Here is a 26,119-nt window from a genome sequence, read left to right as displayed (position 1 = left end):
CTGGTTGATATTCCAGTACCACTACCATCGTTATTATCGATGGCGTGACGCAGGAGGATAGTGTGTGCTAGCTATTGGATGCTAGTCTAAGCGTTTAGGCAGTGAGAGTAGGCAAATCCGCTCTCATAATGCTGAGGCGTGATGGGGAAGGTTCCACGGAACTGAAGTACATGATTCCACGCTGCCAAGAAAAGCGTCTAGAGAGAGAAGTAGTGCCCGTACCGCAAACCGACACAGGTAGGTGAGGAGAGAATCCTAAGGCCGGCGGAAGAATTACAGTTAAGGAACTCGGCAAATTGACCCCGTAAGTTCGCGAGAAGGGGTGCCTACGAGAGTAGGCCGCAGAGAATAGGCCCAAGCAACTGTTTAGCAAAAACACAGGTCTCTGCTAAAGCGTAAGCTGATGTATAGGGGCTGACGCCTGCCCGGTGCTGGAAGGTTAAGGGGAACACTTAGCGCAAGCGAAGGTGTGAACTTAAGCCCCAGTAAACGGCGGCCGTAACTATAACGGTCCTAAGGTAGCGAAATTCCTTGTCAGGTAAGTTCTGACCCGCACGAATGGCGTAATGACTTGGGCACTGTCTCAACTGTAAATCCGGCGAAGTTGTAGTGCGAGTGAAGATGCTCGCTACCCGCGATTGGACGGAAAGACCCCGTAGAGCTTTACTGTAGCTTAGCATTGAGTTTTGGTATTGTCTGTACAGGATAGGTGGGAGACTAGGAAACCAGGGCGTCAGCCTTGGTGGAGTCAACCTTGGGATACCACCCTGACAGTACTGAAATTCTAACTGGCGGCCATGAATCTGGTCACAGGACATTGTTAGGTGGGCAGTTTGACTGGGGCGGTCGCCTCCTAAAAAGTAACGGAGGCGCCCAAAGGTTCCCTCAGAACGGTCGGAAATCGTTCGAAGAGTGCAAAGGCAGAAGGGAGCCTGACTGCGACACCCACAAGTGGAGCAGGGACGAAAGTCGGGCTTAGTGATCCGGTGGTACCTCGTGGGAGGGCCATCGCTCAACGGATAAAAGCTACCTCGGGGATAACAGGCTGATCTCCCCCAAGAGTCCACATCGACGGGGAGGTTTGGCACCTCGATGTCGGCTCGTCGCATCCTGGGGCTGAAGTAGGTCCCAAGGGTTGGGCTGTTCGCCCATTAAAGCGGCACGCGAGCTGGGTTCAGAACGTCGTGAGACAGTTCGGTCCCTATCCGTCGCGGGCGTAGGAAATTTGAGAGGAGCTGTCCTTAGTACGAGAGGACCGGGATGGACTGACCTCTGGTGTACCAGTTGTTCCGCCAGGAGCACAGCTGGGTAGCTAAGTCGGGAATGGATAAACGCTGAAAGCATCTAAGCGTGAAGCCAACCTCAAGATGAGATTTCCCATAGCGTAAGCTAGTAAGATCCCTTGAAGAACACAAGGTTGATAGGTCGGGGGTGTAAGCATGGTAACATGTTCAGCTGACCGATACTAATAGATCGAGGGCTTGACCAAATATAGTATTAATTATGTGCAATTTTGAAAGAATAAAATCTTTCAATAAAATGTTCCTCGGTAGCTCAATGGTGGAGCACTCGGCTGTTAACCGATAGGTTGGAGGTTCGAGTCCTCTCCGAGGAGCCATTTTTTTTTGCAAAAATTTAATTTAAAATAGATTATTTAAGTTATGAATTAATAGTTATATTAATTTATAGCTTTTTTTGTATTTAAAGAAAATTTTATTTAATTTAGTATTTTTAGTGTAAGCTATTTGTAATTAAAGAAAGTGTGATATTGTATATAATTAAGAAAGGATAAAATAATATCTTTTTTTATTAACAAAAAACTTTAGTTGTATTGGTATAATTAAAAAGGAACAACGCAATATTATTACATAATTTATGTAATTAAAGAATTTAATATATTTAAATTTAAAAAGTATATATAAGGAGTTGAAGAATAGAGATGAAGATTTTATTAGTAGAAGATGAAGAAAGTATAAGAGGCTTTTTAAGAATAAATTTTCAAAGAGAAAACTTTCAAGTTATAGAATGTGAAAGTGGAGAGGAAGGAGTAAGAAAGGCTTTAATAGAAAAGCCAGATATAGCAATACTTGATGTTATGTTACCTGGCATGAATGGGTTTGAAGTATGTCAAAAGTTAAGAGAAAGCTTTCCTAGAATGGGAATAATAATGTTAACTGCTAAAGGTGAAGATATGGATAAAATCATGGGGCTTCAGTTTGGAGCAGATGATTATGTTTTAAAACCATTTAATCCACTAGAGATAACTTTAAGAGTAAAAGCATTAATAAGAAGGTTAGAAGGAATAAATGAAGAAAATAATAGTGATTGCATAGAAGTAGATAATTTTAAATTAGATTTATATTCTCAAAGTTTATATAAAGAAAATGTAGAAATAGATGTAACACCTAAAGAGTTTTTACTAATGAAAATATTCATGCAAAACCCAGGAAAGGCCTTTACTAGAGATGAATTGTTGAATTTAGTATGGGGAATAGACTTTTTTGGAGATCCAAAGATAGTTGATGTTAATATAAGGAGATTAAGATCTAAAATAGAAGAAAACTCTTCAAAACCTAAATACATAGAAACTGTATGGGGAACAGGATATAGGTGGAAGAGATAAATCTGTTTTTGTGAAAATCCTAAAACATTATGATTAGAATAGGATTTAGATGGAAAGGATAAATCTATATATTACAGTATTCATAGAAATTTTATAAAGAGATATAAGGTATAGAGTGAATAATTAAAACTTATATTTTAAGTTTTTAGTATATATAGGTGAAAGATAGGTGCATATTTTATGAAGAGTATAAAGACTAGGCTAATGAAAAACTTTTTAGTTCTTTTATTATCAACTATTATTATAGTTTCAGCCATGTTTTTGATTTTTATTTCTAGATATTATTATCAAAATACAGAGGAAATATTATTAAGTCAAATTAATATATCTGTAGATTTTTATAAAAGATATTTATCAAATGTTAGTCTAGAAGAAAATGTTTATGAAGATGTAGATATATTTTGGAAGCAAACAGATGCTCAAGTTCAAATTTATAACTTAAAAGGGCAGTTAATAATGGATTCTATAGGGTTAGAGCCTAAAGAGTATAATACTCCTGTAGATGTAAAAAGAGCCTTAGAAGGAGATACAGCAAAGTGGGTTGGAACAGTGCCTGATTATACTGGTAAAGTAATGGCCATTTCAGCACCACTTAGAAATTCTTCAAATGAAATTGTAGGAGTTATTAGATATATAAGTTCACTTAGAAATGTGGATAATTTTATATTAAATTTCTTTTTAGTATTTTTAGTAATAGGATTAACAGTTTTAGCTATTGGTATAATCTTAAGTTACTTCTTAGCTAATAGTATAGTAAATCCAATTACAGAATTAATAAAAGTTTCTGAACAAATGGCTAAGGGAAATTTAAAAGTAAGAAATAAGATTGTTACTAATGATGAAATTGAAAAGTTAGCTGATAGTCTTAATATAATGGCAGAGGAAATTGAAAATAGGGAAATATTAAAAAATGAATTTATTTCTTCAGTTTCTCATGAACTTAGAACACCATTAACATCAATAAAAGGTTGGGCAATAACTTTAAATAATGATTTTACAGATAGAGAAACCTTAAAGATGGGCTTTGACATAATTGAAAAAGAAGCTGATAGATTAAGTAATATGGTAGAGGAGCTATTAGACTTTTCAAAGTTTGTTAGCGGAAAAATAAAATTGAAATATGAAGAAATAAACCTAAAAGAATTTATAGAGTACTTAAGGTTATATATGAATCCTAGGGCAGAAAGAGAACATAAAGAACTTATACTAAAAGGGATTACAGAGGACTTTATAATTGTAGGAGATAAGGACCGATTAAAGCAAGTATTTATAAATATAATAGATAATGCTTTTAAATTCACTCATGAAAATGAAAAGATAACAATAGAGTTTGTATATGCTGATGAAGGAATCTATATAAACATAATTGATACTGGATGTGGAATAAGTAAAGAAGAGTTGCCTAGAGTAAAAGAGAAATTTTACAAGGGTAAAAATTCAAAGTCACAAAATGGAATAGGATTATCAATATGTGATGAAATTATAGCTTTGCATGAAGGGACTTTGGAGATTTATAGTGAATTAGGTAAGGGAACGAAAGTGGTTATATATTTACCTAAGAAATTAATCAGGAGTGTTGAGGATGATTTAAATTAATCAAAAGAGGTGTTTTATGAAGAAAATTTTTTTAGTCTTCTTTACTATTATTAGCTTTTTTATGATGGGATGTTCTCAAAAAGAATCTTTTGATATATCTAAAATAACTCCACCAGAGTCAGATAATATAAAGATATTAGGGGAATGGGAAGTAGTAAGTAAGTTACATGATAGTGATGAAAATAATTCAGGTAGCGTAAGTGGTGCTTTTCACTTAGAGAAAGATGATATTGTTAATATAAGTAAGGATGGCGTAGTTGCAAATGGAATTAGCATAGTTAATCCAAAGTTTAAGTTAAAGAGAATGGAGAGAGAGGTATTCTTTAGAGAAATAGATAATATATCAATAAAAAATGAAATAAAGGATGCAATAAAAAGTGAATATATAGATGTGAATTCTATATATGATAGTAATAAAACATATTTAAGTATTATTTCAATTAATGATGAAGAAGCATATTTATTATTAACTGATAATCTTATTAAACTAAAAAAAGTTTCTAATGTTGTTACAAAAGAAGAGATTAGTGAATCAGAGAAATCAGATAGCGATAAGAATACTAAAAGAGAAAATACTATAAGTCCAGAGTACTATCAGAAGGATGTAGGAATTTTACTTGGACTTAAGGAACCTGCACATATAGAAGATGATGATTTTGAGGAAGCTTCTTATAAAACTTTATGGATTTCTGTAATTAATAATGAATTACAGCCAATAATGGTTTTAGATAATTCTCTTTTATTACCAAGAATAAATGGATTCTCCAATATAAGTTTAAGTTCAACTTTAGATAATGGTAAATTTGAAAATAAACTTAAGGTTACAAGTAAAAAGAAAGATCCTAATGATAAGACTGAAATAAAGGGTGAGAAAAATACTGAAGGAATATATGAAGAAATAACCTTTGTAGGAAATGACTATATAGGATTAGAGTCTTATTCTGGAAGTGATGATTTTAGAGGTACTTTTAATGAGTATAGTATAATTCCTATTAATACTATGGATACTCATAAGAGTATGGATATAGTAAATTTATTTGGAAAAGAACAAGAGGAGAATTTTAATAAAAGTGAAAAGAATGCTATTCAAAAGTATGATATTGATGGAAGAGAGTATTATTCTAAAAATAAATACTCAAATATAACTCTTCAAAGGAAAAATGGTAATTGGCATTTAGAAGGAATATTAAACGAAAAAAGTTCAATGGATTACCCTAAAACTTTTGATATAAATATAAATCCAGTTCCTATATTAGTGAATTATGATACTTTGGCAGTTCCATGGAGTCAGGTTTTATCTCTTGGAAGAGATGTTAGAGATGTTGTTACAGCACCAAATGGGAAAATAGCCATAACATTAGCTAAAGATAAGTTATCAATATATAAAGTTATTGATGGACGAATTGGAGAAAGATTAGGTGAAATAAATATAAATAACGATGAAAAGATTGTAATGGCTGAATGGGCTGTAGGAGATTATGTAAAGTATTGGGATGAGACTGTTGAAAATGTATATGGTGCTAAGAAAATAAGTGAATAGAATATAATAATTTATTATTAAAGTATAAATATGGGACAGTAGATAGTTTGGTGTAAAAACAAAACTATCTACTGTTTTTTAGTTTTAGGTCTCTAGAAAATAAAAAGGAGCTGATATAAAATCAGCTCTCTTTTTTTTAATTATTTTTAGAATTATCATTAGGTATTTTATCTTTAAAATAATCTGCTCTAATCATTTTATCAGATAGATCTAATACATTTCCTACTATTTCTTTTTCTTTATCTGTAAGTTCACCTTTAATTGTTTTATCAGTTAAAACAGCGTAAGATCTCTTAGTGTTTAATAGATTTCTACCTAAAGCTGTATTTTGATATACATTATTATCTACGCCTAATAGATATAAAAGAGTTGGCATTATATCTATTTGACCACCGTAAACATCGTCTTTTACAGGTGTCTTAATGCTTGGATTATAGATAATTAATGGAACTGTATGATTTCCATTGTCTAACCACCAAGATTCAGGATTAGATAAGGATTCTATCTTACTGTTATAGTATTTATGAGGACCAGCATGGTCACCTTCTATTGCAATAACAGTATTATCTAAAAGACCATCTTTTTTTAGTGATTCTATGAACATTCCTATTTTAGCATCTGTATAATGAATACTTTGGAAATATCCTCCTAAAACATTGTCATCAAGTTCAGGGCTAAGTTTTAATTCACGGTATTCCTTTGGTAAATCAAATGGTCCGTGGCTTGTTAAAGTAACTGTAAATGCATAGAATGGTTGTTTTAATTCTTTAATCATTGGTTCAATTTGTCTAAAGTAGCTTCCGTCACTTAATCCAAGACCTATATTTTCATCACGATCAAATGAATAGTAATCTACAAATTTATCAAAACCTATACCATTTAAACCTTGAGCATAGTTCCAGAAAGAACCTTTATCTGAATGGATAGCAATAGTGCTATAGCCATCTTTTTCTAAGATATTAGGTAATGAGTTATAAGTTGTAGCTGGATTTCTAAAGAAAGTACTTCCTTGTCTTAATGGTAACATAGAAGTATTAACCATTAAGTCAGAATCAGAGCTTGTACCTTCATTAACTTGTTCAAATATATTAGGTAAGTAAATTGAATTATTTAATAACTTATTTATGTTTGGAGTTATTTCTTGTCCATCTACTTTTTTATTTATAACAAAGTCTTCAAGGGACTCAACTTGTATTACTATTAAGTTCTTTCCTTTGAACATTCCCTTAAATTCATTATCAGGAAGATTCTCATTTTTGAAATCATAATATTCTTTTATTTTTGCTTCATCATCAGCTGTCATTTTATAAGGTTTAGAATTCTTATAAACATTATATATATCAAAAATATGATAACCAATTGGTGAGAAGTATTCTACTGTGTTAGTTGGATCATAGTTACTAAATAAGTATGAATTTTTAACATTTTCTCTTTTTAATACATTAACGTTAAAAGGAACATAGCCTATATAACAAATTGATACAAGTAAAACAATTAAAGTACCTTTCCAATTAGACTTACAGTTTTTAAAGCTTTTTCTAAAAATTATAAAAGCTATTATTAAAATAATAAAGTCTACGAAGAATAGTAAGTCATATGGACTAGCCATTGAAAAAATACTATCTCCAAGATTATCTAAGTTAGCAGTTTGTTTTAATAGCATTACTGATGGAACTGTTTGGAATCCTCTAAAATACCAAATATCCATTACTGTAATTAAGGTTATAAATAAATCTACAATTATTAATGAGAAAAATTTACCTTTGTTTTTAAATAAAAAACATATACTTACAAATATTGCTGCAAATGCTATGTAATAATTAATAAAATAAGAAGCTTGTCTATATCCTAAACCAAAATTAAGTGTGTAAAGGTTTTGGTTTAAAGAGAAACCTAAAAAAAGTGCTCCTTTTAAAACTATGGCTATAAGAGTAAATATGTAAAAACCTAGTCTTATTAAAGCATTTTTATTAAGAGACTCCTTAAATTTAGAAAGCCCATTATTTAATTTAACTTTTTCTTGCATTGAAACACCCCTTCTTTTATTATTCAAAGCTGTTAATATTATATCATAAAACAATATGTTCATAGTATGAAGGAATTATTACAAAAAAGTTTAAAAAGAACTTTTTTAGAATAACTTTGATTTTCTCAATTTACAAAAATGTGATATCTTTATAATATAGATTATTTTAAGAGGTGAGGTCATGAAAAAAATAGATTGTTTAGGTATGGCTTGTCCAATGCCAGTTATAAATACAAAAAAATATTTTGATTCAATAGAAGAAGGGGTTGCAGAAGTATTAGTTGATAATGAAGTAGCAAAAAATAATATCTGTAAGTATGCAGACGGATGTGGATATAACTTTGATGCTTCAGAAAAAGAGGGAAATTATATAATTAAAATAGAAAAAAATGGTGAGAATAAAATAGAAAAGAAGGAAGATGACTTTGTAATAGTAGTAGGTACTGATAAATTAGGTCAAGGTAATGATGATTTAGGTACTATACTTATGAAAGGATACCTATATACCTTATCAGAAAGTGATATCATACCTAAGGAACTTATATTCTTAAATGGTGGAGTTAAGCTTACTGTTAAAGGATCAGAAGTTTTAGAATCATTACAAAACTTAGAAAAGCGTGGAGTTAAGATACTAAGTTGTGGAACTTGCTTAGATTTTTATGGAATAAAGGATGATTTAGCTATAGGAGAAATAAGCAATATGTACACTATAGTTGAATCTATGAATACTTCTAATAAGGTAATAAAGTTATAATACTTTTGAGAGGAGAAAATATTTTTAGAGTATGGAGAATATTTTATGTGAGTATGATGTTGTAGTTGTTGGTGGCGGAATAAGTGGAATGGCAGCAGCTATAAGATCAAAAGAAAATGGCATAGGAAAGGTTCTGCTTCTTGAAAGAGAAGATGTTTTAGGTGGAGTTTTAAATCACTGCATACATTGCGGCTTTGGAAAAGAAATTTTAGGAGAAGCTGTTACTGGAAGTGAATTTGTAGAGTACTTAGTTGATAAAGTTCATAAGCTAGGTATAGATGTTAAATTAAATACTACTGTATTAGAGATAAGTAAAGATAAAGAAATAAGTTATGTTAATCCAGATGAAGGTATGAAAAAGATGAAAACTAGGGCAATAGTTTTATCTACTGGAAGTAGAGAAAAATTTAAGGGAAATGTAAGTGTTCCTTTAAATAAATTTACAGGTATATATACTTCAGGAACTGCTCACAGATTTATAAATCTTTATGGTTATCTTCCAGGGAAAAAGATAGTTATAATAGGTTCACATGATAGTGATATGATTGTAGCTAGAAGGCTTATTATAGAGGGGGCTAAAGTAGAAGCAATAATTGAAAGTAAGGATTATTTAAATTCTTCTCAATATATTGTTGAAAATATAATTGAGGCCTTTGATATTCCTGTTAAACTTGGATATACAGTAAATGAAGTTTTAGGTACTGAAAGAGTAGAGGGAGTAATTATAAGCAAAGGTGGAGAAGAGGAAAGTTTTATAAAATGTGATTCACTTTTAATATCAGTTCCATGGATACCAGAAAGTGCTTTAGGTAAAAAGATGGGATTAAGAATATCTAATAGTAGCGAAACTATTTTAGTAAATGAAAACTTTGAAACATCAGAAGGTGGAATATTTGCTTGTGGAAATGTTCTGCATGCCTATGAACTATCTGACTTAGCAACAAAAGAAGGATTTAAAGTTGGAGATGCCATTAAAGAGTATCTTGAAAATTAATTTTTAATAAGACTAAAATTCAGATTAATATTTAAGTTAATTCTGAATTTTAGTCTTATTTTATGCTTTAAAGAAGGTTATAATTACAAAGAAATATTTGTTTTAGTGAAATTTTAAAAATTTCAAAGGTATAGAATTAAAGATAATTTTTTAAACTCATTTTTACTAAGTTAGATACTAATATATTTCCTTTTATGCTTAAGTGCAATCCATCAGTATAATTTAAAGAATCAAAAGGAAGATTAGAGTTTAAGTCTATAAATAACAAATTGTTTTTTTCACAGAATAAATTTAATTCTCTAGTATAATTCTCTAGCTTAGAATTACATTTTTCATAATCAATAGAAGAATCCCACCTTTTAATAGCTAAATCACCATATATTTTAGGCGGAGATAAAATTATTGGTTTTATATTAAGTGAATTACAATCATCAGTCATTAACCTTATATTATCAATAATTGAACTAATAGATTTATTCATTATAATATCATTTGAGCCACACATAATTAAACAAATCTTAGAATCACTTGATTTTAAGATTTCATATATTCTAGATAAAATACCAGTTGAAGTGTCACCATTAACCCCTTTGTTTATGAATTTGTTTTTTTCATCATTTAAAAGAGAAACCCAAGAATTTTCTTGTCCTACACCATAGCCAAAGGTAAGAGAGTCACCTATACAAATTATATTCATATAATCACCTACATTCTTAGTAAACATTTTTTGCAAATAATGGTTGTCCCTTTATTAGCTGTAACAAAATCATTTCCAATAATAGCTTTATTACAAATAGCACATACCTTATTTGAACTTTCTTTATTTATGGAAGAACTTTTTTCTTCTTTATTAGTATTAGTAGTTTTTCTTTTTTTATTAGGTGGTGGTGAATAAAGAAGTTTTTCAACTTTTTCTTCACGTTTATTTATTTCATAATTAAAACTATAAGAACTTTCACCAAAAAGCTCTAATTCAAATCTAGGATTTTCTTTATCATAAAATTCTTCTGTTATTATTCTTCTTATTTGCATATCATTTATTATTAATCCACTCTTTTCAATTCCATCGAAGATACTTTTTGTTATGTTACCTGTATCGGGATGTCTCTTAGAACTTTTATAATAAACTTTTAATACTGCTATTAAAGATTCTTCTAAAATAACATTAGGATTTTGAATTCTTGCTTCGTAAGCAATTTGCTCTTCATATAATGCATATCTATCATGATATTTCCCAGAATTGGATGGTAAAATTGCTCTACCCTGTGCATTTGATAGCTTAAAATTTGATTTAGTAATAGGTGAGCCTTTTACTATAACTTTTGCGTATGAATTCATAGTAAACCTCCAATCATATGATATAATAATATAGATTATATCATAATGTAACATTATGTATTTACATTTCTTGAAAGTATTTAACAGATAAAGTATAATACTCTATGTTTACATGAAAAATTAAAATTAAGAGGGATAAAAATGGATAAAAAAATTATATTAGCAATAGAAAGTAGTTGTGACGAAACAGCGGCAGCTGTAGTAGTCAATGGTAGAGAAGTTTTATCAAATATAATATCTTCTCAGATAGATATACATACAAAATTTGGTGGAGTAGTTCCAGAGGTTGCATCAAGAAAACACATAGAAGCTATAAATGCAGTAGTAGAGGAAGCCTTAGAAGTTGCAGGAGTAACATTTGATGACATAGATGCAATAGCAGTTACATATGGTCCTGGTTTAGTTGGAGCACTTTTAGTAGGACTTCAATATGCTAAAGGATTAGCATACTCTTTAGATAAACCATTAATAGGAGTTAACCATATAGAAGGGCATATAAGTGCTAACTTTATAGATCATAAAGACTTAGAACCACCTTTTGTTTGTTTAGTTGTTTCAGGAGGACACACTTTTGTAGTCCATGTTGAAGACTATGGAAAGTTTGAAATAATAGGTGAAACAAGAGATGATGCAGCAGGAGAAGCTTTTGACAAGGTAGCAAGAGCCGTAGGATTAGGATATCCAGGAGGACCTAAAATAGATAAATTAGCTAAGGAAGGAAATAGTGATGCTATAAAATTCCCAAAAGCTAATTTCCATGATGATACCTTAGATTTTTCATTTAGTGGAGTTAAATCAGCTGTATTAAATTATCTAAATAAGATGGAAATGAAAAATGAAGAAATAAATAAAGCTGATGTTGTAGCTAGTTTCCAAAAGGCCGTAGTTGAAGTATTAACTGATAATGCAATAAAAACTTGTAAGATGAGAAAGGCAGATAAAATAGCCATTGCAGGTGGAGTTGCTTCTAATAGTGCTTTAAGAGAAAATCTTCTTAGAGAAGGAGAAAAGAGAGGAATAAAGGTTTTATTCCCATCACCAATACTTTGTACAGATAATGCTGCCATGATAGGAAGTGCTGCATATTTTGAATTATTAAAGGGAAATGTATCTGAAATGAGTCTTAACGCAAAACCTAATTTAAGATTAGGAGAAAGATAGGGGCTGAATTATCAATGAGGTTTATTCCGTACTCAAATGGATTTCATAAAATGAACAAGAATATAAAAATAAAGCCTATAAACGTAATTAGGAATATTTTTATATTTATATTAGCTCTAGTATTTATAGGCTTTGCTTATCAAATGATATTAAACAAAATCGATAGTAAAAAAATAGAACCAGATACCAAGTATGTAAGAATTGATAGTAAAAAAAATTATTATAATTTCCAAGGAGAAAGTAAACCAACTATAATAATGAGTTCTGATATAGGTTTAGGATTAAGTGAATGGAGTAAGGTTCAAGAGCTTATAGAAAAGGAATATGGGTATAGAACTTTTTCTTATGATAGACCAGGATATGGTTTTTCAGAATCAGTAAAGGATGATGGTGTTAAAGAACAAGCTCAGCATCTTAGAATGATTCTTAAAAAATCAGGTATTGGTGGACCATACATACTTGTTGGAGAAGGATATGGTGGATTAGTAATGTGTAACTTTGCTGAACTTTATCCTGACTTAGTTCAAGGAGTTATTCTCGTAGATCCAATAAGTGAAGAAGCTTTAAGTAAAAATAAAGACTATATGAAACAGTATTCAAGTCAAAAAATCAGTAGATTTATACAAAAGTATGGTTCATACTTTGGATTAACATCAATAATGAATAAATTTGGTATGTTAAAAAATCCAAATGGTTTAGGGGAAAATTTAAGTAATGAAAATCTTAAGGTTTATAATATTTTAAGAACAAAAAGTGATTATAATAGTGGATACTATAGTGAGCTTACAAATATTTTAGAGCAAAGTAGTAATTCACAAAAATCTGGTTTATTAAATGGTAAACCTTTGAGCATAATAGTTAATGATAATGCTTTTACTAAGGAGCAAGAAAGTTTAAAGAAACTCACTTTAGACAATAAAGTTCAAATAATAAATGCTAAGAATAAGACAGATGTTATACCTTTAGAAAAGCCAGAATTATTTTTAGATAGCATAAGATTTATTCAAGATAATAGCTTGGAAGAGCAGAATTAGCCTAAGAATATAGACATATCCTATGACATAGAAATGACATAAACATGACATATAAATGACACAAAAAATGGTTATTATAAACATGTGGAAAACAAATGTTTAGGAGGGTATGAACAATGAGTGATTTCAATAAAAAAGATGAAAACTTAAATGACTACTTTGGTTTTGATGATAAAGAAAATAAAACTTTAGATTCAGATAAGGACATAAAAGACAAAGAAAATATAGAGTCAAATAATGATACGAAGCAAACTAACATAGATGAAACTCAGCAATTAAATATAGATAATGAAATTAATTCAAAAGATGAAGTTAAAAAAGAGGATGATAAAAACTTCTCTGACGTAAAATCAAAAAGCTCAAAAGAATCTAATGATAATAGTAAAAACAAAAAAGTAAAGAAAAAGAGTGGATTTAAAAGAGGAATAGCTCTAGTAGCAGGTGCTGTCATAGTTGCTATAATAGGAGGAGCTATAGGTGCTGGCGGAGTTTATTATGCTTTTAAAAATAGCATACCAGTAAGTACACTAGAGAATAATAGTAATACCTCAGTTAATCCACCAGCCTTTAAAGGGGAAGATGGAGCATTAACTGTTCCACAAGTAGTTGAAAAAGTTACACCTGCCGTTGTAGGAGTATCCACAAAGAGCTTAGTAAGAGACCAATTCTTTAATGTAAAAGAACAAGAAGGATTAGGATCTGGATTTATAATAAATGAAGATGGATATGTAGTTACAAATTACCATGTTATAAATGGAGCTCAAGAAGTTAAAGTAATATTCTCTGATGGAAAAGAAGTAAATGCTAAGGTTGTAAATTACGATGCAGAAAGAGATATCGCAGTAATAAAAATAACAGACGATGTTAAAATGCCTGGAATAGCACAATTAGGAGATTCATCTACAGTTAAAGCTGGTGAAGAAGTAATTGCTATAGGAAATCCTCTAGGAAAAGAATTTAGTTCAACAGTAACTAAGGGTATAGTAAGTTCACCAAATAGAAAGATGAAGACTGAAAACGGAAATGTATTAGATTATATACAAACAGATGCAGCTATTAACCCTGGTAATAGTGGTGGTCCATTAATAAACTCTAAGGGAGAAGTTATTGGAATAAACACTGCTAAAAAAGTTGGTGAAGATATTGAAGGTATAGGATTTGCAATTCCTATAAATGAAGTTAAAACAAGATTAGGTTCATTATCAAAGCCAATATTAAAACTTGGTATTACAGCTAGAACTGTTACTCCAGAATTAGCAAAAGAAAATAAGCTAGAAGAAGGAGTTTATGTTGTAGGAGTACAAGAGTTTAGTCCAGCAGAAAAAGCAGGATTAAAAATAGGTGACTTAATAGTTGAATTTGGTGGAAAAAGAGTAAAAACTTTAGAAGAATTAAATCAAGTTAAAAGTCAATATAATGATGGAGATTCAGTACCAGTTGAAATAATTAGAGATGGTAAGAAAGTAAACTTAAATTTAACATTAGTTGCTAATTAGTTTAATAAAGGATGTATATCAAATAATTTTATTATTTTGATATACATCTTTTTTATTGAAAATAAAATGTAAAATTTTAGATAAAAATCAAATATATTCAAAGAAATTCATTGTTAATTATTATATTTGACTATAGAATAGTAGTAATAGTCATTTTAAATATATATTTTATCTAAAATAAAAATACATGGTGTAAGCAAAGAATGGTATTAGTTTAGGAGGATTATATATGAAAAAAGTAGTATTATTATGTACACTAGGAATGTCTACATCTTTATTAGTTTCTAAAATGAGAAAAGCTGCAAAGGAATTAGGAATTGATTGTTCTATAGTTGCAATAGGAGAATATGAGCTTAAAAAATATGAAAAAGAGGCAGATATAATAATGTTAGGGCCTCAAGTAAGGTATTTATTTAATAGTTTAAGAAAAAAAGTAGATAGTAATATACCAATAACTCTTATAAATAGTGCAGATTATGGAACTATGAATGGGAATAGGATTTTAAATCAAGCCTTAGCACTAATGGATAATAAGGAATTATCCACAAATAATTTGTAATAAATTTCAATAGGGAATCGTATAAGAAGTCTTTTTAAAAAGGGCCTTATACGATTTTTATTTATATATTTAATAAATTGAAAATTTAAATATATATATATTGAATTGAATAAGTTAGTCAAATATACTAAAAAAATAGTGAGGTTTTAAGGAGGAGAGTATTTGGAGAAATTAGTGCTTGGTATAATAGGTATTTTCTTTGTAATTAGTGGATTTGATTACATAAATAATAATAAATTGGGGTTGGGAGATAAATTTAAAGAGGGAATGATATCTATGGGATCAATAGCTATATCCATGGTAGGGATATATTCTCTTTCGCCTTTAATAGGAGAAGGCATAGGATTCTTATTAACTCCAATAAGCAATTTTCTAGGAATTGATTCATCCATATTTCCATCAATGTTTTTAGCTGTAGATATGGGAGCCTTAGGAATTGCAGAAAGTTTATCATCAAATATTCACATGTATTGGATTTCTGGGGTAATAATAGCTTCGACTTTAGGGGCTACCATAAGCTTTTCTATTCCCTTAGCTTTAGGAATTATAGAGGAGAAGTATCTTGAAGACCTAACAACAGGTTTATTATATGGAATAATGACTTTACCTATAGCGCCAATAGTTGCAGGTTTATTTTTAGGAGTTGATATTAAATTATTACTATTTAATATTTTGCCATTAATAATATTTGCTATATTATTAGCAGTTTTTATGAATAAGTTTAAAGATACGACAGTAAAATTCTTTATTAAATTAGGTAAGCTTATACAGCTTGTTAGTATATTGGGGCTTTTAGTTTTAGGATTTTTATCTATTATAGGAATAAAGCCTATAGGAAGTATTTTACCTATAGATGAGGCTTTAAGTGTGGTTGGTAAAATAGCTATATTCTTAGGAGGAGCATATCCTTTAATTAATTTTATAACAGAAAAGTTTTCAAAGGTCTTAAGTAAAATAGGAGAAAAGATAAATATAGATGAGTTTTCTATTGCGGCTTTTTTAGGAACTCTTGCTTCAAATATAATATTATTCCAAAGTTTTAATAAGATGAGCTCTAAGGGAAGAATAGCCTTAACTGCCTTTAGTGTAAGTGGAGCCTTTGTAATTGGAGGACAGCTAGGTTTTGTATCTCTTAAGACACCTGAGATTATAAATATTTATATAGCATCAAAATTAATAGCTGGTATAACTGCCATGGTTGTAGCTTTAATAGTACATAGAAAGACAGAAGAAAACTTAAATGATGAAAGTCAAAGTGAAGAAAATATTCCAGTTTTAGAATCTTAATTTTTTAAGGGTAAAGTCCTATAGTTTTTTTATAAACATTTAATTAGAACATAGCTTTTTATTTAAAGGAAATATTAATTTTAATAAAAAGCTATGTTTTAATAATTTATATAAATTTTTGTTTAATTTGCTATTTTAAAAGAATTATCAAGTAATTTAAAATTATTTTTTAGTCCCTTTGATATGAAGATTTCTTTAGATTTAGTTACAAAAATACCTTCTATTTCAGGAAGTGATTCAATTAACTCTAAGCCATCTGAAAGGCCCATACCAAAGGTTGAGGTTGAAAGGGCATCACCATCTATAGATTTTGAAGAAACTATGGTTACAGAAGCTAAATTATTATCATAGGGATATCCGGTTTTAGGGTTTAAAATGTGATGATATTTAGTATTATTAATTTCTAAATAACGTTCATAGATCCCAGAGGTAACTACTGATTTATTACATATACTTAAAGTTCCTAGGGGAGCACCTCTGTTTTCAAAAGGATTTTGTATTCCTATTGTCCAATTTTCATTTTTATTTTTCTCACCTAGGGCAAAAATATTGCCACCTAAGTCAATAATAGCCTTAGATACACCTTCCTCTATTAATATATCTGAAATAAGATCTGCTATATATCCCTTAGCTATAGCACCTAAGTCTAAAACCATATTTTCTTCTTTTAAAAATACAGTGGTATTTTCCTTATCTAAAATAATATTTTCATAATTTATTAATTTTATGGTATCTAATATTTCATTATTATCAGGAACTCTTGCATCTTCACTTCCTATTCCCCATAGATTAACTAAAGGCCCAATAGTTATATCAAAGTTTCCTTTAGAAGCTTTAGAGTATTCTAGTGATTTTTCTATTATGTCAAAGGTGGTTTGGGTAACCTTTACTGGTTCTATACCAGACTTTTCATTTATTTTATTAATTTCAGAGTTTTGTATATTTAAACTTAATAATGATTCAATTTCACTTATTTTATTAAATGCCTTATCTATGATTCCTTCATCAAATTTATCATATAAAGTTATATTTACTATTGTCCCCATAAAAAAACTAGATTTACTTATAGGTTCTTTTTTTATGGAGCATCCATTTAAAGTGAAAGTTAAAACCATACATAGAAAAATACAAATATGTCTTAAGTTCTCCATTTTACCCTCCTAGAAATAAGATAATATGTTTTACCTAGTCTACTAAAGTTGCTTCAGTTTTTCCCTCTTCAGCATTCTTTAATACTTTCTCAGCTAATTTTTTGAATTGATTAGAAGAACTTGTTGCTCCTGTAATAACGTCTATGTCAGAAGATTGTTTTTCTATTAAGGCTTTCTCAAGTTGAGGTTCATATTCAGCAGGTCCAATTCCTGAAACTCCTGTCATTTTTTCATTATAATCTTTATCTTCACGTTTCATAGCATTAGTTTCACCATTAAATTCATTATATTTTGCTTCAGTTATTTTACCATCTGAAACTTTTATACTTAGTTTAGCTTTATAGCCATGGTCATCAGCCTTAGCAGTTTCTACAGTATAGTCCCCATCTTTTAATTTAGAGTTGTTTGAAGCTCCACAAGCAATAAAGTTAGAAGCTACTAAAGTAGATAATATAAGAGCAAAAAATTTCTTTTTCATAAATTCCTCCTAAATAATTTTGTTACTATAAATATACTTTTTAATATTAAAAAAATTCCTTAAAGAGCAATAAAACAAATAATTTTAACTTTAAAATCATATATACATAACAAGGAACTGTTAATAGGGGAGAGTTTATTATGAAAAAGTGGGATTTGATTATAATTATAGTTTTAATAATTCTATCTTTAATGCCTATTAGACTTCTTATTTCAAGTAATAATAGTGGAGATTTAAAAAGAGTAATTATAAGTGTTAATGGAGAAGAATATGAAAGTTTAGAGCTTAAGGAAAATCTTAATAAGATTATTAAAATTGAAGAGGGATTAGAGATTAATGAGATTTGTATAAATAAAGGGCAGGTATATATGAATCATTCAAATTGTACAGATAAAGTGTGTATGAGACAAGGAAAGATAAGTAAGATAGGAGAAAGTATAGTATGCCTACCTAATAGGGTTTTTATTGAAATTAAAGGTGATGAAGAAGGAGAGTGCATATTATCTTACTAAGAAATTAAGTTTAAATCAAAAAGCTTAGGATTTAAATTTTATAATACTATAGAATTTTAGTAACAAAATTTAGTATTTAATAAAATAGAATTCTAATAAGGTGCAACAGATAAGACGACTAAGACAATGAGGTGTTTAATAAAATAAAATTCTAATTGGAGTATTAATAATTAAAAAGGGGAGTTATATATCATGAAGACTAAAAAGTTAATTTATATAGGGGTATTAGTTGCACAAGCTTTAGTTTTATATATTTTTGAAAGTATGATACCTATGCCTTTTATTACTCCAGGAGCAAAGTTAGGATTAGCTAATTTAATAGTGGTTATAGGACTATATACCTTAGACAATTATAAAGAATGCCTATGGTTAATATTTTTGAAATTAATTTTATCAACCCTTATTATGGGATCAGTTTCTACATTTATTTTTGGATTAGGAGGAACGATTTTAAGTTTCTTAGGAATGATTTTAACTAAGAATATATTAAAAGAAAAGGTGTCGGCTATTGGAGTTAGCACTGTTGGGGGAGTATTTCATAATTTAGGACAATTAATTGTTACAGCTATTGTAATTAAAAATATAGGCATATTAAGTTATCTTCCTTTTTTATCTATAGCAGGTATAGGAACTGGCATTTTTATTGGAATAACAGCTAACTACCTATTAAAGCATATGAAAGCTTTAAATAACTTAGATTATCATAGAAACATGGCAAATTAAATTGCTTTTAGGAAAAATTATAAAGTTATCAATTAAAATATCTTTATGAAAATAAAAACTTATAAATAATATTAAGAGAATATTTAAATGAATTTTAGACATTAAGCTAGTTTATAAAATAATTCTTTTAAAGGTTTTAAATTAAACTTTAGACTTTTAGTTAAAATTCATTAATTCTCCTAATATATTTATAAGTTTTATTTATTAACTATAATTTTTGAAAAAATAAATTTTTATGCTTTTATTAATGAGTTTTTAGAGATTTCTACTACCTTTTTATATACCTCTAAGGTTTTCTTTGCTGTTTTTTTCCAAGTAAATTCTTTGCTTCTTTCAAAACATATATCTTCTAAATTATTTCTAAGTTTTGAATCATTTAATAGATTTTCTAGTTTTGAAGATAATTCCTTGGGGTTATTTGGATTAACTAAGCTTTCTTTAAATGGAACTACTTCAGGAATAGAAGTTATATTTGAGGTTAAAACTGCAGTCTTACAACTCATAGCTTCTAAAGGAGGTAAACCAAAACCCTCATATAGAGAAGGATAAACAAAGAGGGTAGTTGCGTTATATAAGGTTGGTAAATATTCATCCTCTATAAATCCAGTGAAAATAACCTTATCTTTTATAGGTAAACTTTCAGTATAGGCCTTTAATTTTAATCCCTCGTCTCTTAATCCGCCTACAATTAAAAGTTTATAATTTTCATCAATATTTTTATGAATACTGTTAAAGGCATCAACTAGTCCCTTAACATTCTTTCTTAAGCTAAAGCCACCTATATACATAATAAATGGTCCATTAAAATCAAATCTCTTATTAACATCAAATAGGCATTTTTCCTTATCTAAAGGTTTATAATTTTCATTAGCTGCCAGTGGAGTTACAAAAATATTTTCAGCAGGAAAGTGTGGGAAAAATCTTAGAATATCACTTTTAGAGTATTCTGATACAGTGATTATTCCTGTTGAATTATCAATTATTTCAGGCATACTTTGAAGAAATTTTTTTAAGTAACCTTTACCAACGGTTTCAGGTAAAATGTAAGGAATTAAGTCATGAATAGTAACCAATTTTGCAAAGTTTCCTTCAGAGGAAAGTCCAAGTCCATTTTGAGGAAGGTGAAGTAAATCTATATTTTCTTTTATTCCATAGGATGGTATATAGTAATCTTCAAAAAAACGTTGATGTTTTCTAGAAGACATTATTATTTTAGTATTTTCAGTTTCAAACTCAGGTATTTTTTCTCCAGAGCATAATAAATCATAAGATGAATCCTTATCTAATTTTAATATGTTTGTTAATAGGTTATATGTGTATGTTCCTATACCTGTCCCTCTATACCAAGTTGCACCTCTTGCATCTATTAAGTTATACATTAAGATTCCACTCCTTAGAAATATAATCATTATAATTAATAATATTAATAAATAATATAAAATGTGCATGTAACAAGAAGAATTTAAGGAACATATACTAATTAAAAAGTGAAAGTAGGAGTAAGTTTATGGAACATGATTATATAAAGGATAAAATCTTACTTAACTATGGTATAGAAGTCAAAGAAGTAATAAAAGTGAAAAACACATATAAAATTATAACCAGTGATGAGGAGTATTGTTTGAAGGTAATAAAGTATCAATATCCTCATTTTTATTTTATAGTTTCTGCTCAAAAGCATCTTATAAAAAATGGCTTTAATTCAATTCCTAAAATATTAGATACTATTGATGGAAAAGATTATATAAAGCTAGGTGATAAATTAGCTTACTTAACTCCTTGGGTAAAATGTAGAGAATGTGATTATAAAAATAAATTAGATTTAAGCTTAGCCGCTGAAAAGCTTAGTGAACTACATAATAGTAGTGAAGGGTTTGTTATAAATAGAGATCTTAAGCCTAGAATAGCATGGGGTAAGTGGTATAAGATCTTTGAGACAAGGGGAGAAGAAATTCTTGATTTTAAGAAAAGAATATATCAGAAAGCATATATGTCAGACTTTGATAAGTTATATCTTTCTATTATGGATGAGGAGTTAAAAAGAGTTGAGAGAACACTTTTTCATATAAAAACTAGTGGATATTTTGACTATATGAAAAAGGAAGTTAAAAAATTAGGCTTTTGTCATCATGACTATGCAAATCATAATGTGCTTTTATTAGAAAATAATGAAATAAATATAATAGACTTTGATTACTGTATTTTAGATTCTCACTTACATGATTTAAGTAGCATATGCATTAGAACAATGAAAGAGGGGAGATGGGACTTAAATTTATTTAAATATATAATAGAGAGTTATTCAAAGAATAAAGAAGTAAGAAATGAAGATTTCCCTATTATGGCTTCTTTTATTGAATTTCCTCAAGCTTATTGGCAATTAGGACTTCAATATTATTGGGAACAACAGCCTTGGGAAGAAGAACATTTTTTAAAGAAACTAGGTAAATACGAAAAAGATAGAGAGTTTAGACAGAACTTTGTTGATGAATTAAGCAATTTTACTTTGAGGTGATTTAAATTTGAGTGAAAAATTAGAATTGTTTTTAAGAGAAAATAATATAGAGGTATTACCTAGAAAAGAAATAGAAAGAGAAAAAAGGGAATTAAGATTTTATGATCCATTAGAGTATTTAAATACTCTAAGTGAGATTCACAAGGAATTTTTAAAAGAGGAAAATAGGATAAGATTTAAATTTAGAAATGATATATGGAAACAGGTTCAAATTTTTAAACTTTGGAGTAGAAGAGTAGAGAGAATAGAAGAAAGTAATGGATTGATTAATAAGGTCTTAGATGCCTCAAAAAAAAGCTTAGAATGTATTTATAATATTAGTTATAAAGAGCTTATAAGAAGAGCTATGGAAAGGGAAGAAGTATGTATTGGTAGGATATATTATGAAGTTAAGAATGGAGATAAAAGGATTTTTATAAAAAATACAGAGGATATAAAATTTAATATGGTGGAAGATGATTATTATAACTACTTAAAAAAGATAAGAGGAAACTATAAGGATGAATTAAAGGATTTACTTCTTGAAGTAGTAGAGAAAGAAAACTTAGATTTTAAAAGTTATGTTTATATAAACTCATTGATTCAGTATCCATATAATTCAATGAGGTATTTGCAAAATAATTATATAAAGAATTTAAAGATTAAAAGTAATGAATTAGAAGAATTATTAGTTAAAGATTATCTTATATAGTAGGGGGAGAGGTTTATGAATAAGATTAGATATAAAGATGAGAAATATTTATGTAGATATGATCTAGATATTAAATTATTTGAAGCTTTAGGACTAGATATATTTGATTTAAGACCAAATAGAAATGTATTTTTATTAGATACAAAGCAAGGTAAGAAGATTTTAAAGATGATAAATTATGATGATGACAGATTAAACTTCATAATCCATTCAACAGAGTACTTAAGGGAAAGATATGATAGTATATTAAAAATAAATAAGCTTCCAAATGGAGAGTGGAGATTTAAGTGGAAGGGAAATGATTATATATTATTAGACTACTTTGAAGGAACTGAATTTAATATAGCTAATCCAATAGAATTAGAAATAATAACAGAGGCAGTAGCTAAACTTCATAATGCGGGAATGGGAATTCAAGAGGCTACTTCAAAGGAAATGAATGAAAAAAATAGTGAGCTTTTTAAGTTAAAAGATTATTTTAAAAATAGTAAAAAAGATTTAGAACGACTAAATGAAATAGTAGAGAGCTATAAGTATAAAAATGAATTTGATGAAATCTTTATAAAAGAAGTAGATTATCATTTAAGTGATGTAGAGAAATGTATAGATTTATTAGAAAAGAGTAAATATGAGGACTTATGTAGAGATAAAGAAAAAATAACTTTATGTCATAATGATCTTGCCTATCATAATATATTATTTAATCAAAATAAGGTAAGCTTTATAGACTTTGATTATTGCAATATAAATTTAAGGGTTATAGACTTATGTAATTTTATAATTAAGAGTATAAAAAGATTTGGATTTAGTTTAGAAATGTATGATTCAATTATAGAAAAGTATGATAAGTTAAATAACTTATCAAAGGAAGAAAAAGAGTTAATGTATATATATTTAAGATTCCCTCATGATTTTTATACTGTTTCAATGCAATATTATTATAAATTAAAGGATTGGAAATATGAGTCATTCTTAAATAAATTAGAGAGAAAATTAGAGTACACAAAGGAAAAGGAAATTTTATTAAATCATATAAATAAATAATAAAACTAAGAAAAAGGTACTGTATAAAATAACTAATAAAACTTATAAATTGATTCTTAGAAGTAAGAAATTCTATTAAAGTTTATAAGTTTTATGTTTAAATTTTTATACAGTACCTTTTCATTTTAAAATAATAAATTTTTTTATAAGACATATTAAAACTAAATTTTAGAGGGTATATTTTAAATTTGTGAAGAAATATGTTTGTAGACCTCAAGTGTATTATAAGCAGTCTTTTTCCAATTAAATTTACTTGAATGACTTAGCCCTTTATAAATCATAAGGGAATAAAATTTATGGTTATTTAATAAAGTCAGTATATTTTCCTTTATTTCATCAACATCATAAGGATCAACTAAAAGAGCAGCATCTTGGCATACCTCAGGCATTGAGGTTAAATTAGATGCTATTACAGGAGTACCGCAGGCCATGCATTCTATAGGAGGTAGTCCAAAGCCTTCATAAAAAGAAGGATAAACTAATGCTTTACTAGCACTATAGAATATAGGCATATCATCTATAGGAATAAATCCAGTAAAAATAACAGATGAAGATAAATTTAACTCATCTACTTTTTTTCTGTAAATTTCATATGAAGGTCCCTTAGTTCCTATAATAACAAGCTTTAAATCTCTTTTATAAGAATTTTTTACTAAGTTAAAGGCTTCAATAAGTCCTAAAATATTTTTTCTAGGACTAAAACCACCTACATATAATAAAAAATCCCTATCTATACCATAGTGTTTTTTTAGATATTGAGATGAGTGGAATTTATTTAATGGAGTATATATTTCTTCAGCGGCCAAATGAGTAACAAATATTTTTTCCTTTGGGTAGGAAAAAGTTTTACTTATATCTTCTTTAGAAAAGTTAGAAACTGTAATAATTCCATCTGTGTTATCTAAAATATTTTGTATATTTTCATTAAAAATTTTTAAAAAGGTTTCACTAACTGTATCAGGCATTTTCATAGGGATAATATCATGTAGGGTAATTACGGTCTTTATATCCTTAGGTTTTGAAAAGCCTATACCATTTTGAGGAATATGATATACATCACCTATAATATTTTCTTTAGGATTTTTTGCATTTATAAATTCCCAAAAGTTTTTCTTATCATTTGTACTTGAGGATAAATAATTAAAGTTATTCTTTTTAGGTAATTTTAGAGAGGATGCTTCTGGAGTAAGTATGTTATATTCATTTAAAAAATCTATCTGGTGTAGATTATTTATTATTTGATAAGTGTAGTTACCAATTCCAGTACCACGGTATAAGGTAGCTGCCCTTCCATCAATACATATTTTCATAGCATATGTCCTTTCAGTATAAATATATATTATTATATTTATATATGGAATAAAATGTTAATAAAACAAGAGGTTGTTACATATAAATATGGTAGGGGGTGAATAGATATGATGAGAGAGTTTGAAATAGAAAGACAATTTGATATTAAAATAGAAAAATTAAAACCTAATAAGGGTGTATATTATTTAAAGAGTAATAAGGGTGACAGGTGTTTAAAAAGGATAAACTATGGAACTCAAAAACTTCTTTTCGTTTATGGAGCAAAGGAGCATTTGGCTAAAAATGGATTTGAACATATAGATAGATATTTCTTAAATATTGAAGATGAACCTTATGCTCTAGTAAATGAGGATTTATATACTCTTTCAAATTGGATAAAGGGAAGAGAGTGTGATTTTACTAACATAGAAGAGGTTAAATTAGCTGCTAAAAAGTTAGCTGAATTACATGAAGCCAGCAAGGGATATGATCCACCAGAAAACTCAAAATTAAAAAGTGATTTAGGAAGATGGCCATATCTTATGGAGAAGAGAGGCAAAGCCTTAGAAAAAATGAGAGGAATGGCTAGAAAGAAGAATTTAAAAAAAGATTTTGACATTATTTATATAAAAAATGTTGATTTTTATAAGGAGTTAGCAATAAGAGCCACAAAAATATTAAATAATTCAAAGTATTTAAGTTTATGTGAGGAAGCAGAGGCTGAGAAAGTATTTTGTCATCATGATTATACTTATCACAATATAATAATTGGAGATGATAATGAAGTATATATAATAGACTTTGATTATTGTAAAAGAGAAATAAGAACATATGACATAGCTAACTTCATGAAGAAGGTTTTAAAAAGAGTTGACTGGAATATTGAATATGCAGAGGCCATAATAGATGCTTATAATACAGTAAGTCCATTAAGAGAAGAAGAATATGAGGTATTATATGCATACTTGTTATTCCCACAAAGATATTGGAGACTTGCAAATAGATACTATTACAATGAAGTTATGTGGGGACAAAATATCTTTATAAATAAAATAAACAACATAATTAATGAGAAAGAAAGTTATATGAAATTTATTGAAGAATTTAAAAGTAAATATAATCAAGTTGGATAATTATATTTTAGGTGCCTACTAATTAGGCACCATTTTTTATTTTGATTTATAGTTGATTTAATATTATATTGGATTTTTAATAGATATTTTTTAATTTAAATAAAAAAACAATAAATTACATGAGTATATAGTATCAGCACACTTACAAATAAATCTTCATATTATGATAATAGG

23 protein-coding genes, 1 tRNA gene and 1 rRNA gene (1 of these 25 only partly in view) are annotated in these 26,119 nt (G+C 28.5%); 18 read left to right on the top strand and 7 right to left on the bottom strand.

Annotated elements, in window-relative coordinates:
* From CPF_RS12225 to CPF_RS12205, 5 genes are all read left to right on the top strand, one after another.
* Window positions 1–1,489 (top strand): 23S ribosomal RNA (locus tag CPF_RS12225) (it extends 1,416 nt beyond the left edge of the window).
* A 54-nt stretch (window positions 1,490–1,543) separates the two neighbouring features.
* Window positions 1,544–1,618, top strand: a tRNA-Asn gene (locus CPF_RS12220).
* Between the two features lie 321 nt (window positions 1,619–1,939).
* On the top strand, window positions 1,940–2,623 hold the full coding sequence (locus CPF_RS12215) for a response regulator transcription factor (RefSeq protein WP_003452499.1): 684 nt from the start codon (window positions 1,940–1,942) through the stop codon (window positions 2,621–2,623).
* A gap of 180 nt (window positions 2,624–2,803) precedes the next feature.
* A complete protein-coding gene (locus CPF_RS12210) occupies window positions 2,804–4,219 on the top strand; it encodes a sensor histidine kinase (RefSeq protein ID WP_003452521.1) in 1,416 nt (471 codons plus the stop codon).
* Window positions 4,220–4,235: 16 nt separating this feature from the next.
* Window positions 4,236–5,759 carry a hypothetical protein gene (locus tag CPF_RS12205; RefSeq protein WP_011591083.1) on the top strand — a complete coding sequence of 508 codons (1,524 nt, stop codon included), beginning with the start codon at window positions 4,236–4,238 and terminating at the stop codon, window positions 5,757–5,759.
* A gap of 136 nt (window positions 5,760–5,895) precedes the next feature.
* On the opposite strand, the gene CPF_RS12200 is transcribed toward CPF_RS12205, so the two are convergent.
* On the bottom strand, window positions 5,896–7,785 hold the full coding sequence (locus CPF_RS12200; RefSeq protein ID WP_011591082.1) for an LTA synthase family protein: 1,890 nt from the start codon (window positions 7,783–7,785) through the stop codon (window positions 5,896–5,898).
* 181 nt (window positions 7,786–7,966) lie between these two features.
* Here CPF_RS12200 and yedF point away from each other — a divergent pair, with 181 nt between their 5' ends.
* Both yedF and CPF_RS12190 read left to right on the top strand, forming a co-directional pair.
* Window positions 7,967–8,539, top strand: a complete 573-nt coding sequence (gene yedF / locus CPF_RS12195; protein ID WP_003468263.1) for a sulfurtransferase-like selenium metabolism protein YedF — start codon at window positions 7,967–7,969, stop codon at window positions 8,537–8,539.
* 31 nt (window positions 8,540–8,570) lie between these two features.
* Window positions 8,571–9,533, top strand: a complete 963-nt coding sequence (locus CPF_RS12190) for an NAD(P)/FAD-dependent oxidoreductase (protein ID WP_003457394.1) — start codon at window positions 8,571–8,573, stop codon at window positions 9,531–9,533.
* A gap of 136 nt (window positions 9,534–9,669) precedes the next feature.
* Here the strand turns inward: CPF_RS12190 and CPF_RS12185 are convergent, their stop codons facing one another.
* Window positions 9,670–10,230 carry an SGNH/GDSL hydrolase family protein gene (locus tag CPF_RS12185; protein WP_003457357.1) on the bottom strand — a complete coding sequence of 187 codons (561 nt, stop codon included), beginning with the start codon at window positions 10,228–10,230 and terminating at the stop codon, window positions 9,670–9,672.
* A gap of 8 nt (window positions 10,231–10,238) precedes the next feature.
* On the bottom strand, window positions 10,239–10,871 hold the full coding sequence (locus CPF_RS12180; RefSeq protein ID WP_003471106.1) for a RusA family crossover junction endodeoxyribonuclease: 633 nt from the start codon (window positions 10,869–10,871) through the stop codon (window positions 10,239–10,241).
* A gap of 141 nt (window positions 10,872–11,012) precedes the next feature.
* On the opposite strand from CPF_RS12180, the gene tsaD reads away from it, so the two are divergent.
* The 5 genes from tsaD (at window position 11,013) to eutH (ending at window position 16,408) form a co-directional block, all read left to right on the top strand.
* Complete coding sequence (tsaD, locus tag CPF_RS12175) at window positions 11,013–12,032, top strand: tRNA (adenosine(37)-N6)-threonylcarbamoyltransferase complex transferase subunit TsaD (RefSeq protein ID WP_003452273.1); 1,020 nt, start codon at window positions 11,013–11,015, stop codon at window positions 12,030–12,032.
* Between the two features lie 14 nt (window positions 12,033–12,046).
* Window positions 12,047–13,066, top strand: a complete 1,020-nt coding sequence (locus CPF_RS12170) for an alpha/beta hydrolase (RefSeq protein ID WP_041702724.1) — start codon at window positions 12,047–12,049, stop codon at window positions 13,064–13,066.
* Between the two features lie 116 nt (window positions 13,067–13,182).
* On the top strand, window positions 13,183–14,562 hold the full coding sequence (locus tag CPF_RS12165; RefSeq protein WP_011591080.1) for a S1C family serine protease: 1,380 nt from the start codon (window positions 13,183–13,185) through the stop codon (window positions 14,560–14,562).
* A 229-nt stretch (window positions 14,563–14,791) separates the two neighbouring features.
* Window positions 14,792–15,121, top strand: a complete 330-nt coding sequence (locus tag CPF_RS12160; protein ID WP_003470977.1) for a PTS sugar transporter subunit IIB — start codon at window positions 14,792–14,794, stop codon at window positions 15,119–15,121.
* Window positions 15,122–15,283: 162 nt separating this feature from the next.
* On the top strand, window positions 15,284–16,408 hold the full coding sequence (gene eutH / locus CPF_RS12155; protein WP_011591079.1) for an ethanolamine utilization protein EutH: 1,125 nt from the start codon (window positions 15,284–15,286) through the stop codon (window positions 16,406–16,408).
* Between the two features lie 122 nt (window positions 16,409–16,530).
* On the opposite strand, the gene CPF_RS12150 is transcribed toward eutH, so the two are convergent.
* Both CPF_RS12150 and CPF_RS12145 read right to left on the bottom strand, forming a co-directional pair.
* Window positions 16,531–17,559, bottom strand: coding sequence for an FAD:protein FMN transferase (locus tag CPF_RS12150; RefSeq protein WP_011591078.1), 1,029 nt, complete (start codon window positions 17,557–17,559; stop codon window positions 16,531–16,533).
* A 34-nt stretch (window positions 17,560–17,593) separates the two neighbouring features.
* Window positions 17,594–18,037: an FMN-binding protein gene (locus tag CPF_RS12145; RefSeq protein ID WP_003457393.1), complete on the bottom strand. Its 444-nt coding sequence runs from the start codon at window positions 18,035–18,037 to the stop codon at window positions 17,594–17,596.
* 140 nt (window positions 18,038–18,177) lie between these two features.
* Between CPF_RS12145 and CPF_RS12140 the strand changes: the two genes are divergently transcribed.
* Together CPF_RS12140 and CPF_RS12135 are read left to right on the top strand one after the other, a co-directional pair.
* The gene (locus tag CPF_RS12140; protein WP_011591077.1) at window positions 18,178–18,549 is read left to right on the top strand and encodes a NusG domain II-containing protein; all 372 of its coding nucleotides are present in this window, start codon (window positions 18,178–18,180) and stop codon (window positions 18,547–18,549) included.
* 192 nt (window positions 18,550–18,741) lie between these two features.
* On the top strand, window positions 18,742–19,272 hold the full coding sequence (locus tag CPF_RS12135; protein ID WP_003457337.1) for a Gx transporter family protein: 531 nt from the start codon (window positions 18,742–18,744) through the stop codon (window positions 19,270–19,272).
* Between the two features lie 233 nt (window positions 19,273–19,505).
* On the opposite strand, the gene CPF_RS12130 is transcribed toward CPF_RS12135, so the two are convergent.
* Entirely contained in the window at window positions 19,506–20,651 is a 1,146-nt protein-coding gene (locus CPF_RS12130) for a glycosyltransferase family 4 protein (protein WP_011591076.1), read from the bottom strand.
* A 128-nt stretch (window positions 20,652–20,779) separates the two neighbouring features.
* Between CPF_RS12130 and CPF_RS12125 the strand changes: the two genes are divergently transcribed.
* From CPF_RS12125 to CPF_RS12115, 3 genes are read left to right on the top strand one after another with little or no spacing between them, the layout of a single operon-like run.
* Entirely contained in the window at window positions 20,780–21,787 is a 1,008-nt protein-coding gene (locus tag CPF_RS12125; RefSeq protein WP_011591075.1) for a CotS family spore coat protein, read from the top strand.
* A 7-nt stretch (window positions 21,788–21,794) separates the two neighbouring features.
* Window positions 21,795–22,478 carry a hypothetical protein gene (locus tag CPF_RS12120; protein ID WP_011591074.1) on the top strand — a complete coding sequence of 228 codons (684 nt, stop codon included), beginning with the start codon at window positions 21,795–21,797 and terminating at the stop codon, window positions 22,476–22,478.
* Window positions 22,479–22,493: 15 nt separating this feature from the next.
* Window positions 22,494–23,522, top strand: coding sequence for a CotS family spore coat protein (locus tag CPF_RS12115; RefSeq protein WP_011591073.1), 1,029 nt, complete (start codon window positions 22,494–22,496; stop codon window positions 23,520–23,522).
* Window positions 23,523–23,704: 182 nt separating this feature from the next.
* Here the strand turns inward: CPF_RS12115 and CPF_RS12110 are convergent, their stop codons facing one another.
* Window positions 23,705–24,832 (bottom strand): glycosyltransferase family 4 protein, encoded by a 1,128-nt coding sequence (locus CPF_RS12110; protein WP_011591072.1) that lies wholly within the window; start codon window positions 24,830–24,832, stop codon window positions 23,705–23,707.
* Window positions 24,833–24,940: 108 nt separating this feature from the next.
* Between CPF_RS12110 and CPF_RS12105 the strand changes: the two genes are divergently transcribed.
* Window positions 24,941–25,945 (top strand): CotS family spore coat protein, encoded by a 1,005-nt coding sequence (locus CPF_RS12105; RefSeq protein WP_003457404.1) that lies wholly within the window; start codon window positions 24,941–24,943, stop codon window positions 25,943–25,945.
* Window positions 25,946–26,119 lie beyond the last annotated feature (174 nt).

The organism is Clostridium perfringens ATCC 13124, from assembly GCF_000013285.1.
GTDB classification, from domain to species: domain Bacteria; phylum Bacillota; class Clostridia; order Clostridiales; family Clostridiaceae; genus Sarcina; species Sarcina perfringens.
Note: the sequence above shows the minus strand (reverse complement) of the source record. Positions and strands in the feature narration are given on the sequence as shown.